At 39.5% G+C, this 16704-nt stretch carries 14 protein-coding genes and 1 pseudogene; 7 read left to right on the top strand and 8 right to left on the bottom strand.

The features are described from left to right. Positions 1 to 364 (top strand): hypothetical protein (locus SB775_RS21520; RefSeq protein ID WP_410863201.1); only part of this gene is annotated, 364 nt, incomplete at its 5' end. 2 nt (positions 365 to 366) lie between these two features. On the opposite strand, the pseudogene SB775_RS21515 reads toward SB775_RS21520, so the two are convergent. The 8 genes and pseudogenes from SB775_RS21515 to dnaA form a co-directional block, all read right to left on the bottom strand. Continuing rightward, positions 367 to 549, bottom strand: a pseudogene (locus SB775_RS21515) (HD domain-containing phosphohydrolase); the annotation flags it as partial. Between the two features lie 250 nt (positions 550 to 799). Further along, entirely contained in the window at positions 800 to 3349 is a 2550-nt protein-coding gene (gene gyrA / locus SB775_RS21510) for a DNA gyrase subunit A (RefSeq protein WP_410863200.1), read from the bottom strand. 97 nt (positions 3350 to 3446) lie between these two features. Further along, entirely contained in the window at positions 3447 to 5372 is a 1926-nt protein-coding gene (gene gyrB / locus SB775_RS21505; protein WP_061465924.1) for a DNA topoisomerase (ATP-hydrolyzing) subunit B, read from the bottom strand. Positions 5373 to 5450: 78 nt separating this feature from the next. Next, positions 5451 to 5714, bottom strand: a complete 264-nt coding sequence (gene remB / locus SB775_RS21500; RefSeq protein ID WP_061440301.1) for an extracellular matrix regulator RemB — start codon at positions 5712 to 5714, stop codon at positions 5451 to 5453. Between the two features lie 12 nt (positions 5715 to 5726). After that, positions 5727 to 6845, bottom strand: a complete 1119-nt coding sequence (gene recF, locus SB775_RS21495) for a DNA replication/repair protein RecF (RefSeq protein ID WP_061440300.1) — start codon at positions 6843 to 6845, stop codon at positions 5727 to 5729. Between the two features lie 21 nt (positions 6846 to 6866). Continuing rightward, positions 6867 to 7079: a S4 domain-containing protein YaaA gene (gene yaaA / locus SB775_RS21490; RefSeq protein ID WP_061440299.1), complete on the bottom strand. Its 213-nt coding sequence runs from the start codon at positions 7077 to 7079 to the stop codon at positions 6867 to 6869. 218 nt (positions 7080 to 7297) lie between these two features. Beyond that, positions 7298 to 8434, bottom strand: coding sequence for a DNA polymerase III subunit beta (gene dnaN, locus SB775_RS21485; protein ID WP_061440298.1), 1137 nt, complete (start codon positions 8432 to 8434; stop codon positions 7298 to 7300). 192 nt (positions 8435 to 8626) lie between these two features. Further along, complete coding sequence (dnaA, locus tag SB775_RS21480; protein ID WP_061440297.1) at positions 8627 to 9976, bottom strand: chromosomal replication initiator protein DnaA; 1350 nt, start codon at positions 9974 to 9976, stop codon at positions 8627 to 8629. Positions 9977 to 10919: 943 nt separating this feature from the next. Between dnaA and rpmH the strand changes: the two genes are divergently transcribed. The 6 genes from rpmH (at position 10920) to mnmG (ending at position 16696) form a co-directional block, all read left to right on the top strand. Beyond that, entirely contained in the window at positions 10920 to 11054 is a 135-nt protein-coding gene (rpmH, locus tag SB775_RS21475; protein WP_034316183.1) for a 50S ribosomal protein L34, read from the top strand. 80 nt (positions 11055 to 11134) lie between these two features. Beyond that, entirely contained in the window at positions 11135 to 11491 is a 357-nt protein-coding gene (rnpA, locus tag SB775_RS21470) for a ribonuclease P protein component (protein ID WP_410863197.1), read from the top strand. Between the two features lie 178 nt (positions 11492 to 11669). Continuing rightward, a complete protein-coding gene (gene spoIIIJ, locus SB775_RS21465; protein WP_061465922.1) occupies positions 11670 to 12458 on the top strand; it encodes a YidC family membrane integrase SpoIIIJ in 789 nt (262 codons plus the stop codon). Continuing rightward, positions 12455 to 13075, top strand: a complete 621-nt coding sequence (gene jag, locus SB775_RS21460) for an RNA-binding cell elongation regulator Jag/EloR (protein WP_061465921.1) — start codon at positions 12455 to 12457, stop codon at positions 13073 to 13075. The genes spoIIIJ and jag overlap by 4 nt, the downstream gene beginning before the upstream one ends. 327 nt (positions 13076 to 13402) lie before the next feature. After that, the gene (gene mnmE, locus SB775_RS21455) at positions 13403 to 14788 is read left to right on the top strand and encodes a tRNA uridine-5-carboxymethylaminomethyl(34) synthesis GTPase MnmE (protein WP_089363695.1); all 1386 of its coding nucleotides are present in this window, start codon (positions 13403 to 13405) and stop codon (positions 14786 to 14788) included. A 21-nt stretch (positions 14789 to 14809) separates the two neighbouring features. Continuing rightward, positions 14810 to 16696, top strand: coding sequence for a tRNA uridine-5-carboxymethylaminomethyl(34) synthesis enzyme MnmG (gene mnmG / locus SB775_RS21450; RefSeq protein WP_061465919.1), 1887 nt, complete (start codon positions 14810 to 14812; stop codon positions 16694 to 16696). The last annotated feature ends 8 nt before the right edge of the window (positions 16697 to 16704 follow it).

The raw sequence follows: 16704 nt of genomic DNA, 5'->3' as shown, positions 1-16704 counted from the left end.
TGCTTTTTTAATAGTGTGTGCTCACTTAAAATTTAACGTTGGCGCTTTGTTTTGTTCAGTTTTCAAAGAGCAATTTCGTTGTCGTTCGCTTAGAAACGACTTTAATAATATATCAACTATATTATTTTTTGTCAACAACTTTTTTTATTTCGATGTCGACTTAGTTATTATATCCAGTATCAGAAATAAAAGCAAGAGTTATTTTAAAATAAATAAAATATATGAATCCCTTGATAATAAAAAATTGGTCATTCCCCTAGAAGCTTATCTTTTTAAGAGTAAACTTTTTTCTTATCAGTATAGTATTTCTTCTATATATCCTTTTTGGAATTCATGGCGTGAAAGACTTCTGCAACAACAATAATTTTAAAATAAGTTCATGAACTTTGTTTTCCACCTTTCGGGATAACCCGTTCCATCTAACCTTCTGTGTTGCTCTAGAACGGCTACCTTCACACTATCCTTAATGATGAAACTATCTTTTATCATTTTATAGTTAAAAATAGGGCGATTGTGAATCTCCTCATGATCCTCAGCAGTTAGACTTTCCGTTTTATTTAATAATCTTGGTCCCTAGCAAAATGTTTCACTTCGATAGTTTTGATGAGTATCATACTACTTGAAAAACATGGTGATTATATTCAATTTATTTTATTAGCCGTTTTAATCTTTGATACTCCAAAACCTTAAGTCTTTCACTCATATTCAAACACTTGATATTCACATTTTGAAAAATCAGCTAATACGCAAATAAAAAAGACCCAGCTTAGATTGCCTGGGTCTCTTGGTTATGGAAGAATTATTCTTCCGTATCCTTTTCAGTTTCTTTATTTTCTTCGATTAGAGTAGGTTCAGAATCAGAATCCGTATCTATTGTTGGGCCCTGTTCCGCATCTATTTCTTCTTCTTCTTCTTCTCTTCCAACGATGGCTACCGTCGAAACATATTCATTGTCTGCTGATTCAAGTCGGATGAGTTTAACACCCTGTGTATTACGGCCCGTTTTAGAAATGCCTTCGACTTCCATTCGGATCAATACACCAGCTGCTGTAATCAGCATTAAATCCTCATCTATACCTGTAACTGTTTTAACAGCAATAAGTTCACCATTTTTCTCAGTGACATTACATGTTTTGATCCCTTTGCCACCACGGCTTTGAATCCGGTATTCTTCCGCAGATGTCCGTTTGCCATAACCGTTTTTCGTAACGATAAGGACCTCTTCATCATCTTCAAGAATTTCCATACCGACCACTTCATCATTCGACCTTAAGGAAATCCCTTTCACTCCCGCTGCAGTACGTCCCATTGTCCGTACATCCGTCTCAGGGAAACGAATCATCATCCCGGCTTTCGTTCCAATTATGATCTGTTTGTCTCCATTCGTAAGACGCACTGAAATCAATTCATCATCTTCACGTAAACCTAGAGCAATTAAACCGTTATTACGGATATTTGCAAAAGACGACAAAGGAGTACGCTTTGATATCCCATGTCTGGTCGTGAAGAATAAATACCAATCATCGGCAAATTCCTTCACAGGTATGATTGCATTGACCCACTCGCCTTTATCGACTTCCAACAAGTTGATAAGCGGCAATCCTTTTGCCGTCCTACCATACTCAGGTATTTCATATCCTTTGGAACGATATACTTTACCTTTGTTAGTGAAGAATAATAGAGTGTCATGAGTCGAAGTGGTTAACAAGTGACCGACAAAGTCATCTGTATTCGTTCCCATGCCCTGTATTCCACGACCCCCGCGTTTTTGACTGCGGTACGTGGTTGCAGGCAAGCGTTTAATGTAACCGTTATGGGTAAGTGTCACGATTATATTTTCCTCTGGGATTAAATCCTCATCTTCCAGGCTTTCAAAGCCGGCTAATGTGATTTCGGTTCTCCGTATATCATTAAAGCGTTCTTTAATTTCAAGAAGCTCTTCACGAATAATTTCAAGAACCTTTTCCTCATCAGCAAGAATGGCTTTATATTCTGCAATTATAGCCATTAATGCCTGGTATTCATCTTCAATTTTTTCACGTTCCAGACCAGTCAAACGCTGTAAACGCATATCAAGGATAGCCTGCGCCTGTTTTTCGGAAAGTGAAAATTGTGTCATTAAGCCTTCACGGGCAATTTCTGTCGTTTGGGAACCACGGATTAACGAAATGACCGCATCCAAATTATCAAGTGCTATACGCAAACCTTCTAAAATATGGGCACGGGCTTCAGCTTTCCGTAATTCAAATTCCGTCCTGCGCCTAATGACCACCTGTTGGTGCTCTAAGTAGTAGTGCAGGCATTGTTTTAAATTCAGCACCTTAGGCTGGCCGTCCACCAAAGCAAGCAGATTGATTCCGAAGGTGGTCTGCATCGCGGTATGCTTATAAAGATTATTTAAAAGGACATTTGCATTAACATCCTTTCGAAGCTCCATGACAATACGCATGCCATTGCGATCCGATTCATCCCGTAAATCAGTAATGCCTTCGATTTTCTTATCTCGAGCAAGTTCTGCAATTTTTTCAATCAATCTTGCTTTATTTACTTGATAAGGGATTTCTTTAACAAGGATTACCTGTTTACCATTGGGCTTTTCTTCAATCTCGACTCTCGCCCGTTGGATGATTGACCCTTTTCCAGTTTCATAGGCCTTCCTAATTCCGCTTCGTCCTAAAATTAAACCGGCTGTCGGGAAATCCGGACCAGGGATATATTCCATCAACTCTGGAATTGTAATTTCAGGATTCTTGCTTAAAGCCAATACGCCGTCAATTACTTCACCTAGTTGATGTGGTGGAATATTGGTTGCCATCCCTACTGCTATACCTGATGAACCATTCACTAACAAGTTCGGGAAACGGGCTGGCATAACGGCTGGTTCTCTTTCTGAACCATCGTAGTTATCCTGGAAATTAACCGTATCTTTATTTAAATCGCGAAGTAATTCCATCGAGATCTTCGACATTCTTGCTTCTGTATACCTCATTGCAGCAGCTTGGTCTCCATCGACCGAACCGAAATTCCCGTGACCATCGACAAGCATATAGCGATAGTTAAACGGCTGCGCCATCCGTACCATCGTTTCATATACGGCAGAATCACCATGCGGGTGATATTTACCGATTACTTCCCCTACAATACGGGCTGATTTTTTAAATGGTTTATCCGAAGTCATTCCAAGATCATTCATTGCATAGAGAATTCTTCGGTGTACCGGTTTTAAACCGTCCCTTACATCAGGCAAAGCCCGAGACACGATTACGCTCATCGCGTAATCCAAAAAAGATGTCCGCATCTCGGTACTTATATTTATTTCTTTTACACCTGATCTTTCATTTTCTGACATGGAGCCAACCTCCTATAAAAAGCTTATACTCTCATTTAGTTTTAACTGTACGTGCACTATGTAAAGAACAGGATGTAAAAAGCATCCTGTCAAAAAATCAGATATCGAGATTTTTTACATAAATTGCATTTTCTTCAATGAAGTTACGTCGCGGTTCCACCTTGTCGCCCATCAACATTTCGAAAGTCTCATCTGCCTCGGCAGCATCTTTCAAACTGACTTGAAGCAGCGTTCTCGTATCAGGGTTCATGGTCGTTTCCCATAATTGCTCTGGATTCATTTCCCCCAGCCCTTTATAGCGCTGCAGGTTAGGCTTTGGAGTACTTGGCATACTAGCCATGATTTCTTCAAGCTGGCGATCATTATAGGCATAATCCACTTTTTTCCCTTGCTGAATTTTGAAAAGTGGCGGCTGAGCAATATATATATATCCATACTCGATAATTTTTCTCATATAACGGTAGAAAAATGTCAACATCAGCGTTCTGATATGGGCACCATCTACATCCGCATCGGTCATGATAACAATTTTATGGTATCTGGCCTTTTCAATATTGAATTCATCACCAATGCCTGTTCCAAGTGCTGTGATGATCGTGCCTATTTCTTCATTATGCAGGATTCTGTCCAATCGCGCTTTTTCAACATTCAGGATTTTACCCCTTAACGGTAAAATAGCTTGGAAATGACGGTCCCGACCCTGTTTAGCCGAGCCTCCCGCCGAGTTTCCTTCAACGATGTACAATTCGCTGATAGCCGGGTCTTTAGATGAACAATCCGCCAATTTTCCCGGTAGATTGGATACTTCCAAAGCACTTTTCCTTCGTGTCAATTCACGGGCCTTCTTTGCTGCCATACGTGCTCTTGCTGCCATCAGCCCTTTATCTATAATTTTTCTGGCCACTGCAGGATTTTCGTATAAGAAGGAATCAAGCCTTTCCGAAAGAATGGAATCAGTAACCGTCCTTACTTCAGAATTTCCCAGTTTGGTTTTCGTCTGTCCTTCAAATTGCGGTTCAGGATGCTTAATCGAAATGATTGCCGTTAGACCTTCCCGGACATCTTCACCGGAGAAATTGGAATCGGCTTCTTTTAAAAGGCCATTTTTCCGTGCATAATCATTGATGACACGGGTTAAAGCGGTCTTGAATCCTGATTCATGTGTACCGCCTTCATAGGTATGAATATTATTGGCAAAAGAAAAGACATTACTGATGTAGCTGTCATTATATTGCAAGGCTAATTCAACGGAGATTCCATCCCTTTCGCCTTCCATGAATATCGGTTCCTCATGCAAAACCTCTTTTGAGCGGTTCAAATGCTCGACATAAGACTTGATACCACCCTCATAGTGGTATTCCCTGATTTTCTCTTCTTCTCCACGTTTATCTTCAATGATTAATTTCAAGCCTTTATTCAGGAACGCAAGCTCACGGATACGTGTGGCTAATGTATCGAAATCATATTCCAAGGATTCCGTGAAGATTTCACCATCAGGAATGAAGTGAACAGTCGTGCCGGTATGATCGGTTTCCCCGATGATTTTCAAATCTTCTCTAGGGACCCCTCGGTTAAATTGCTGATAATGGATTTTACCTTCACGATGAACGTAAACTTCCAATACCGTGGACAAGGCATTAACTACTGAAGCTCCCACACCATGCAGACCACCGGAGACCTTATAACCTCCGCCGCCAAATTTACCGCCCGCATGAAGGACCGTCATGATAACTTCCACAGCTGGCCGTCCCATTTTTTCATGGATACCGACTGGAATCCCCCGTCCATTATCGACTACGGTTATGCTATTGTCTTCTTCGATCGTCACTTTGATTTCAGTACAGAAACCAGCTAGTGCCTCATCAATACTATTATCGACAATTTCCCAAACAAGATGGTGAAGTCCTTTTGCAGAGGTAGTACCGATATACATCCCCGGACGTTTACGAACTGCTTCTAAGCCTTCTAAAACCTGTATCTGATTCTCATCGTATGCCTGAGCTTGTACTTCTTTTTGTTCCATTGTCATTCGTATCACCTACACTTTTCTTTTGGCATTTATCAAATTTTTCAGGAGTGATTATAACGTTATAGCTACAATTCAAAGAATATCTATATCATCGATTAAGAGCGATGGCTGCAGTGAACGCTTTTTTAAAGTGGACGACGCAAGCGGTGAATAATAGACCTGTTTATCCGTCACTACAATCGATTTAACCGAGTTTTTTTCTAAATGGTAAGTTACATCAGACTTTTTCTCCAAAAATTCACTCATGATTGGAGAGGCCTGGAGCAGCTTCTTATCTAAAATGGCTATGACATCGTCCGTTTTCACAAGAATGTCTTCACCAATATGGAGATACATACATTCACCTCATCATTTAACCTTTTTAATACTTCCTTGACTAACATAAAAGGTGGACGCTTCTCTTAGGGTTTGATGATCGATTCCATCAACGGAGGGTGTCGTCACAAATGTTTGCACTTTCCCTTGTATCGTATTCAGTAAATGAGATTGACGGAAATCGTCAAGTTCCGATAACACATCATCCAATAATAAAATGGGATACTCGCCTATTTCTTCATGGATCAGTTCAATTTCGGCAAGTTTCAAGGACAGGGCAGTTGTACGTTGTTGTCCTTGTGAACCATAAGTCTGGACATCACGGTCATTCACAAAAAAAACCAGGTCGTCACGATGAGGACCTACCAGTGTTACACCCCGTTCAATTTCCCTTGTTTTTATTTTATCAAATTTTTCTGTGTATACTTCTATCATTTTCGTCAAATCCATAGATTCTGATACATCAAGCGACGGTTTATATTGGATTTTCAATACTTCTAGGTTTCTGGAGATCCCCGAATGAATCGGCTCTGCCCATTGCTGGAGCTTTAAAAGAAACTCGTATCTTCTTTCGACAATTTTCGCTGCATACTGAATAAATTGGTCAGTCAGCACGTCAAGCATCGTCGTATCCGTTTGTTTCCGGGTCTGCAGAAGCTTTAAGTAATGATTTCTTTGTTGAAGTATTTTATGATATTGGCTCATATCATGAAGGTATACGGGAGAAACCTGGCCAATTTCCATATCTATAAAACGGCGTCTGACTAGAGGACTTCCCTTCACAAGGTTAAGATCCTCAGGCGCAAACATGACCACATTCATATTTCCGACATATTGACTCAACTTTCTTTGTTCAATATGGTTGCACTTCGCCTTTTTCCCTTTTTTTGAAATGGTCAGCTCAAGTGGTATTGAGGTATTTCTCTTTCTAACTCTACCTTCTATTTTAGCATACTCTTCATCCCAGCGAATAAGTTCTTTATCATTTGAGGTCCGATGGGATTTTGCCATTGCTAAAACGAAAATAGATTCCATGACATTTGTTTTTCCTTGAGCATTTTCGCCGAGGATTACATTGACTTTATTTTCAAAAGCCAGATTCAGTTCGGTATAGTTGCGGTAATTTCTCAAACTTATATTTTCAATATACATATTCCGCTCTTCCCTTATGTTTTAGCTTGTAATTGTGTAGACGCCAAATCCAGGAATCTCTATTTTATCACCTGATCTTAATTTCCTGCCTCTTCTCACGTCTAGTTCGCCATTAATGTAAACCTCGTATTCACTTAAGAACCATTTCGACATTCCTCCGCTTTGGATCAAATCAGCCAATTTCAAGAATTGTCCAAGCGTAATATATTCTGTGCTTATTTTTATGGAGTCCATTATGCCTCACTCATTTCTAAGTAGTCTTTAATATTTCATTTTACTAAATAAATGCCATTAAGACAAAGTATAGCTTTTTCAACTCTTATTTTTAGCAGTCTTAAGTTCCGTTCAGTATTAAAAAAATGTTAAAAAACCTTTTGGAACCTATGTTTAAATATAAAAAAATTAAAGACCTGCTTAACAAGCCTTTAATTTTTTTGAAATATTATTTTAGATTAATAAGTCCTTACCGGAAGGATTAATTGGAGCATGGAATCATCATGTAGTGGACGAATGACAAATGGACGCATTGCACCGGTGAAATTAATTTTGATATCGGAACCTTCCAATGCCTTTAAAGCATCCATTACAAATTTGGCACTGAATGAGATTTTCAGATCTTCACCTTCAATGGCTTCTGCCTGAACCTCCTCGATTACTTTACCAATTTCAGGTGTATTGGAAGAGACTTCGATTATCCGTCCTTCAAGGGTTGTCAATTTGACGACATTATTTCTTCCTTCCCTTGCAAGTAAAGATGCCCTGTCAATAGCTTGGAGAAAATCCTTTGTATGAACAGTCACATCCGTTTTGCTATCCGATGGAATTAATCGTGAAGTATCGGGATAGTTCCCTTCAAGCAATCTAGAGAAGAATAATAAATTTTCAGCTTTGAAAAGTACTTGGTTTTCGGTAATGACGATTTCAATGAGTTCGTTAGTATCATCAAGGATTTTACTCAACTCATTCAGGCTTTTACCTGGGATTACAACGCTATAGGTCCCTGTAATTTTATTTTCTATTTTGGCCGTTCTCATTGCCAGCCTATGACTGTCTGTTGCAATACAGGTCAATTCATCATCTTGAACCTTTAAGTTTACACCTGTTAAGATGGGGCGTGTTTCTGACGTGGACACTGCAAAACCCGTTTGGCGAATAAGGGTCTTTAAAAGGTCCGTCGGAAGTTTGAAAATATTTTCTTCTTCAATGATTGGAAGATGTGGATATTCTTCGGGATCCAGTCCATTTAAATTAAATTCGGCTTTACCTGAGCGGATAATCGTTTGAAAGTTGTTTTCCACTTCAATTTCTACAGTATCCATCGGGAGCTTTTTGACAATTTCACTGAAAAAACGGGCATTCAGGACAATACCGCCGCTACTTTTCACTTCAACAATCTCATCGCCGTCAACTTCAGCTGGAATGAATGATTGAATGGAGATATCTGAATCACTTCCTGTTAAAGTGACACCCTCACTAGTAACGCTTATTTTTATCCCCGTTAGAATTGGAATCGTCGTTCTTGATGTGACTGCCTTCATTACTTCTTGGACACTATGAACTAATCGATCTCTTTGGATTATAAATCTCATGTTTCATCCTCCAATTTATTATTGCCAAATAGGCATATTTATTAATAATTTTTATTAAAAAAGATAGTAGTAATAGTAGTAGGGCCTGTTGATATGTGGATAAGTCCAATTAACCTAAGGAAAAACAGTCTATCCACTTGTGGACAGACTGTGTGTAAGTAGTCGTCAGTTATACACATTATCCAGAATTGATTATACCCTCAGCTGATCCTGGATTTCCTTAACCTGACGTTGTAGCTGGGTGTCGGTTTGCATGAGTTTAGAAATTTTTTCATGCGCATGGATGACGGTCGTATGATCGCGACCTCCGAATTCATCTCCAATCTTAGGCAGGGATGAATCCGTTAACTCCCTGGAAAGATACATGGCAATCTGTCTTGGAAAGGCTACGGATTTAGTCCGTTTTTTCGCCTTGAAATCCTCCAATTTCACACTATAATGCTCACCAACTGTTTTTTGGATTTCTAAGATGGTGATTATTTTAGGTTTGGAGCTTGGGATGATGTCTTTTAATGCTTCGGCTGCTAAATCGGCATTAATATCCTTATTAATTAATGAAGAATAAGCGACAACACGAATGAGTGCACCCTCAAGCTCACGAATATTGGAATCGATTTGGTTGGCAATATAGAGCATGACTTCATTCGGGATATCAAGACCCTCAGCTTTTGCCTTTTTACGCAATATAGCAATCCGTGTTTCTAGATCAGGAGGTGTGATATCCGTGATCAAACCCCACTCAAACCTGGAGCGGAGGCGATCCTCAAGTGTAGGGATCTCTTTTGGTGGACGGTCACTCGAGATGACGATCTGTTTGCTTTCTTCATGCAACGCATTGAATGTATGAAAAAACTCTTCTTGGGTTTGTTCTTTTCCTGCAAGAAATTGAATATCATCAATTAATAAAACATCTACGCTTCGGTATCTATCACGGAATTCCCCTGCTTTATTATCCCGGATTGAGTTGATGAATTCATTCGTGAATTTTTCAGATGATAAATAAACGACCTTAGCATTAGGATTATGCTCAAGAACATAATGCCCGATTGCATGCATTAAATGGGTTTTCCCTAGGCCTACGCCTCCGTATATAAATAATGGATTATAGGCTTTGGCAGGTGCTTCTGCGACAGCGAGAGACGCGGCATGGGCAAAACGATTGCCGGAGCCGATGACAAATGTATCGAAGGTGTTTTTCGCATTCAGCATATGCTGTGGAAATGCAGCATGGTCTTTATCCTGTTTTTTTATCTTTTTAGGTTGAACAGGAACGGTAAAATCATCATCTTCTTGATTTGGGGGAATGATGAATTTTGCTTCCAATTCCTCACCGGTAAGTTCAAACAATACATCAGAAATAAGATGGGAATAGCGTTCTTCAAGCCAATCCCTGGCAAATTCATTGGGGGCGGTGACTGTTAATGTATCACCTTGCAGTAAATAAGCCTTGGTTGATTTAAGCCAAGTTTCAAAGCTTGGTTTACTGATTTTTTTTTCGATTTTTCCGAGCGCCTGGTTCCAGAGGCTATCGATGTTATCCAAACTTATCCCTCCTTTGCAAAATATTTTATTAATAGAATCTTAAATGTATAGGCACAAATAAACTCATCGATTGCCGTCTTTATATAAATTTTGACAGCAAAGGTTCGGTGAGCTGTAAGGGATTTGTGTGTTGTAATGTTAATTCCCTATAACTATATCTAGCGCTGTACAACCTTTGTACAGACTACATCTGGTAACCAGGTGTAGGTTTGGATTTTTATTCATCAACAGGTATTTTGAAAAATATATAATAAGAAAGAAAAAGGGTTTTCGACAATATCCACCATCTGTGGACATATTAATATACACAGGTCGAATAAACTATCCACATGTTATACACAGTCTGTGGATAACCGATACCTGTTGATAAAGTTATTCAGAGTGAAAACACAAATATAATATCAGAAATTCAGGCGTCTTGCAATGGGTTAGAAAACTTTATCCACAACTTACCGAGCCTGTGGGAAAAACTTTTCCACAGGCGATTGTTATGTGCAAAAGTCTATGAAAAGGGTTGTGGATAGAAAAAAACATGTCGAATTTTATCCACAGACCATAATTATAGGCTCGGATTAATTTGATTTATTTTGGATGAATCAAGTTGTTCTCCCCGGAAAACCGCGAAAAAACCGAATGGAACATTAAAACATGATTTAGGTTAATTCTTAATTATTTGTCGAATGCCATGTCGATCAGGAAGATACCTTGGGAATTTAATATATGTGTTCATGGAAAAATTGATGGAAATTCCCCTCTCCCCAAAAATTTCTATATCAGTTCGGAGCAAAATCATTTACAATAGGCTAGGTAGTAAAAAAAGGCCTACTGGACATTGAGCATTAAAAAGAAATATTTTTATGGATGAGGTTGACAAGTAGAAACCTCCATCTATATAATTGTAAAGACTGTCTTTAACTGTTATTCCTCAGGGAGGTGTCATATAATGAAAAGAACTTATCAACCGAATAACCGCAAACATAGTAAAGTTCACGGTTTCCGTGCACGTATGAGCACGAAAAACGGACGTAGAGTAATCGCTGCACGTCGCCGTAAGGGCAGAAAAGTATTATCTGCATAGACCACTGAAAAGTCTCAGTGGTCTTTTTTCGCAAAATAAGGGATTTACTGAGACTCAATTCATGTAATGAAGGTGTAAAAATGAAAAAAAAGTTAAGGATTAAGAAAGAGGACGAATTTCAGCTTGTGTTTAAAAAAGGTGAATCTTCTGCTAATCGGCAATTTGTTGTCTATGTCCTTGAAAAGCCAGGTCAGGATTATTTTCGGATCGGCCTTTCTGTCAGTAAAAAAATCGGGAATGCCGTTGTAAGGAACCAAATTAAAAGATACATAAGGCAAGCGTTTTTGGAATTGAAAGAAGATATAGAAGTGGGTAAGGATTATATTGTGATTGCTCGAAAACCAGCGGCGGAGATGGACTTTTTCCAGGTGAAAAGCAGCTTGATCCATGTCCTGAAACGTTCTAAATCACTAAACTTTAAAATGAAAAGACAATAAAGTCCCCTTTATACCGAATACTAAGCACTCCTCGGATCATGTAGTAACTTGAAAAAGATGACATAGAAAATTCCTATTGGAACTGTGAAAATGGTGGAATACTTTTCCTTGAAAGCCGCTAATGAACAGTTCACAATTGTTTCAAAAAAGATTGATTGCAGATAGGAGGAAATTACGGTTGAAAAAACGAATATTACTCATTATTGGACTAGCCTCGATAATGATGTTGTTAGCAGGGTGTACGGAAATTAAAGAACCTATTACTGCGGAAAGTGAAGGTTTTTGGAATTCATACATTGTCTATCCATTATCAGCCCTGATCATTTGGCTTTCTGAAGCATTTGGCGAGAACTATGGTTTGGGACTCATCGGTGTTACATTAATCATTCGCTTAGCATTACTTCCACTAATGATCAAACAGGTGAAAAGCTCGAAAGCTATGCAGGCCATTCAGCCTGAGATGAAAGAACTTCAAGCAAAATACAGCTCAAAAGATGCTGCCACACAACAAAAACTACAGCAAGAAACAATGGCTTTATTTTCAAAATATAATGTGAATCCATTGGCGGGATGTTTGCCTATAGTGGTCCAAATGCCGATTTTGATCGGATTTTACCATGCCATCAGCCGTACGAAAGAAATTTCTTTACATAGCTTTCTTTGGTTTGATTTAGGTTCCCCGGATCCTTATTATATTTTACCGGTTGTTGCAGGTATTACGACATTTATCCAGCAAAAGATGTCGATGGCTGGCATGAACTCCAATCCACAAATGGCGGCACAAATGACGATGATGCTTTACATCATGCCAATAATGATTGTTGTTTTTGCTATTAAATTTCCCGCTGCTCTTTCTCTTTACTGGGTAGTAGGTAACCTTTTTGGTATCGTTCAAACATATTTCATTAAAGGTCCGGATCTTAGAAAAGCAGCTGCGGAAAACGCGGGAGGGGCAAAGAAAAAGTGAAAAAAGTAACTGCTACAGGACAATCTGTCGAAGAAGCAGTAAATTTAGCTTTAGCTCAACTGAACAGCACTAAGGATCGCGTGGAGATTGAAATAGAAGATGAAGGCAAAAAAGGATTTTTTGGTTTATTTGGTGCAAGGAAGGCAATTGTCCATGTGACATTGCCTCCCGATCCCATTGAAGAGACACTTAAATTTTTGAAGAATGTCAGCGTGGAAATGGGAGTCAATGCAAAAATTGATGTCCATCGTAAAGGTAAGAACGTAACATTTCATTTATCAGGTGATAAAATTGCATTATTAATTGGAAAAAGGGGTCAAACACTAAATTCCCTTCAGTATTTAGCGCAGCTGGTTGCAAATCGATATTCGAAGCAGTTCTTGAATATTACTGTAGATGCAGAAGATTATCGAAATCGCCGCAATGAAACTTTAATCCAATTGGCTGGAAGAATGGCAAATAAAGCTCTAAAAACAGGTAAAGCTGTTTCACTGGAGCCAATGCCATCCTATGAACGTAAAGTCATCCATAATGCTCTCCTGCATTATCCAAAAATAAAAACAACTTCAAGTGGGACGGAACCATATCGCCATTTAGTCATTAGTCCACTCAAATGAACCTTCTGCTTTTAAGCAGGGGTTCTTTTTTTTAGGGCATGATATCGTTGTATGTCGAATGTTTTTTTGTAAAAGAGTAATTCAACAATAACTGACATCATTCTTTTTTTATTCTCATGATCAGTAAAGCGGGCGATATTTGTTATTCACATGTGGATAAGTTAAAATGAGTGTTATAGAATATGGATTCAACGCGTGTGGATAACTCTTGAAAGGAAGGAGTATCTACTTTTTTTCATGAATATACTGTGGTATTGTAGTTATTTAGAGATTCGAGATTTTATTATCAGAAAAAAATAGAAACATCAATATATAAGAGGTGAAAGCATGGAATTCGATACAATCACCGCTATCTCTACTCCCTTAGGGGAAGGGGCAATCGCCATTGTTAGAATCAGCGGTGATGAGGCCATAGAAATAGCCGATGGAATCTTTAAAGGACCAGGCGGAAAAGGATTGCTTGAAGTGAAATCACATACGATTCATTATGGCCATCTTATCCAGCCTAAAACTGGTGAAATCATAGAGGAAGTCATGGTTTCGGTCATGAAGGGTCCAAAGACATTTACAAGAGAAGATGTTGTTGAAATAAATTGTCACGGTGGAATCGTTTCGGTCAATCGGGTATTACAGCTTATTCTCTCACAAGGTGCTCGTTTAGCAGAACCAGGTGAATTTACGAAACGGGCTTTTTTGAATGGCAGGATCGATCTTTCTCAAGCAGAGGCCGTTATGGATTTAATCCGGGCTAAAACGGATAAAGCCATGAATGTGGCATTAGGTCAAATGGAAGGCCGGCTTTCGAAATTAATCCAAAACCTACGTCAAGAAATATTACAGACCCTCGCTCAAGTCGAGGTAAACATAGATTATCCGGAATATGATGATGTCGAAGAAATGACACATCGTTTATTTTTGGAAAAAGGTAGTTATGTGAAGACTGAAATTGAGAAACTGCTTCACACAGCCCAACAAGGGAAAATCCTGCGAGATGGGCTTGCGACGGTTATCATAGGGCGCCCTAATGTCGGGAAATCTTCTTTGCTTAACAGTTTGGTTCATGAAAATAAAGCGATTGTCACTGATATCCCAGGTACAACACGTGACGTAATTGAAGAATATGTCAATGTTCGCGGTGTACCGCTTAAACTTGTGGATACAGCAGGAATTCGCGAAACGGAAGATATCGTTGAACGAATTGGAGTTGAACGGTCCCGTGCAGTATTAAAAGAGGCAGATCTAATATTACTTGTATTGAACTATTCCGATGATTTTACAACCGAAGATGAGAAACTATTCCAGGCTGTTGAGGGAATGGATGTTATCGTTATCATCAATAAAACCGATCTTCCACAGAAAATCGATTCGGCAAAGGTTAAGGAAAAGGCGGCATCACATAAAATCGTTTCTACTTCATTACTTGAGGATCAAGGGGTCGATGAATTGGAAGAAGCCATCGCTTCTTTATTTTTTGAGGGTTCTTTAGAAACGGGGGACCTGACCTATGTTTCGAATGCCAGGCATATAGCCTTGCTAGGACAGGCTTTACAATCAATCGAAGACGCAATCGAAGCTATTGAAATGGGTACGCCAGTTGATTTGGTTCAAATTGACTTCACGAAAGCATGGGAGCTCCTTGGAGAAATCATTGGTGAAAGCGTTCAGGATAATTTGATCAACCAATTGTTCTCACAATTTTGTTTAGGAAAATAAGCGTAAAAGGAGGAAAAGGATATGCAATACGAAGCAGGTAGCTATGATGTCATTGTTATTGGTGCTGGTCATGCTGGTAGTGAAGCAGGCCTTGCAGCTGCTAGAGTCGGAGCTAAAACGTTGATGATCACCATTAACTTGGATATGGTCGCCTTCATGCCATGCAATCCGTCCGTTGGTGGGCCGGCAAAAGGGATAGTTGTTAGGGAAATTGACGCTTTAGGCGGTGAAATGGGAAAAAATATCGACAAGACCCATATCCAAATGAGGATGCTGAATACGGCTAAAGGTCCTGCTGTTCGTGCGTTACGGGCACAGGCAGATAAATTCCTCTATCAGCAAGAAATGAAAAAGACGATAGAAGACCAAGAAAATTTGACATTGATTCAAGGAATGGTTGAGGAATTAATTGTTGAAAACGACGTTTGTACGGGTGTCATTACAAAAACAGGTGCGGTATATCGTGCGAAAACTGTCGTAATCACGACGGGAACATATTTACGCGGTGAAATCATTTTAGGGGAATTGAAGTATTCAAGCGGTCCCAATAATCAGCAGCCTTCAATCAGGCTTTCAGAACATCTAGAGCAGTTAGGATTCGATTTGGTCCGTTTTAAAACAGGAACACCACCACGTGTCAATAGTTCTTCCATAGATTACAGCAAAACGGAAATTCAGCCTGGTGATGAAGTGCCACGTGCATTTTCTTATGAAACCACAAAGTTCATCACTGATCAATTGCCATGCTGGCTAACGTACACGAATGAGGGGACACATCAGCTCATTGATGAGAATCTACACCGTTCGCCAATGTATTCCGGAATGATAAAGGGAACGGGACCTCGTTATTGCCCATCGATAGAAGATAAGGTCGTTCGTTTCAATGATAAACCACGTCACCAAATCTTCCTTGAACCTGAAGGACGCAATACAAAGGAAGTGTATGTTCAAGGGCTGTCCACTAGTCTGCCTGAAGATGTACAAGTGAAGATCCTTCAAACGATCCCAGGGCTCGAGAAGGCGGAAATGATGCGTGCGGGATACGCAATCGAATATGATGCGATCGTTCCTACTCAGCTATGGCCTACATTGGAAACGAAAAAGGTTAAAAACCTGTATACTGCTGGACAAATTAACGGCACGTCCGGTTATGAGGAAGCAGCTGGCCAAGGGCTTATGGCCGGTATTAATGCCGGATTGAATGCAATAGGTAAGGAAGAACTGATTTTAAGCCGTTCCGATGCCTATATTGGTGTGCTCATTGATGACCTTGTAACGAAAGGTACGAATGAACCATACCGATTGCTGACTTCACGTGCAGAATATCGTTTATTATTGCGTCATGATAATGCCGATTTACGCTTAACGGAAATCGGATTCAATATCGGAATGATCAAAGAAGAACGCTACAATCGTTTCCTTTTGAAAAAAGAAGCGGTTGAAATGGAAAAGGAACGACTAAAATCAAACTTCATCAAACCGACCAAAGAGGTACAAGAAGTCATTACAGCAAGTGGCGGCAGTGAGCTGAAGGATGGAATCCGTGCCTCTGATTTATTGAAGCGGCCTGAAATGGATTATTCCCATATTCAGAAGCTGGCTCCAAGTGATGTCGAACTGAGCGATGATGTGACGGAACAGGTCGAAATTCAGATCAAGTATGAAGGATATATTGAAAAATCCTTGCAGCAAGTCGATCGTCTGAAAAAAATGGAGAATAAAAAGATTCCAGAGAATATCGATTATGATGCAATTTCTGGTCTAGCAACGGAAGCACGCCAAAAATTAAAGCAGGTCCACCCGCTATCAGTAGCCCAGGCTTCAAGAATTTCCGGTGTGAATCCCGCTGATGTTTCCATTTTGCTTGTTTATTTGGAACAAGGTAAGATTGCCAGAGTATCTCAGTAATGGAAATA

The organism is Peribacillus sp. SIMBA_075 (assembly GCF_046534585.1).
Note: the sequence above shows the minus strand (reverse complement) of the source record. Positions and strands in the feature narration are given on the sequence as shown.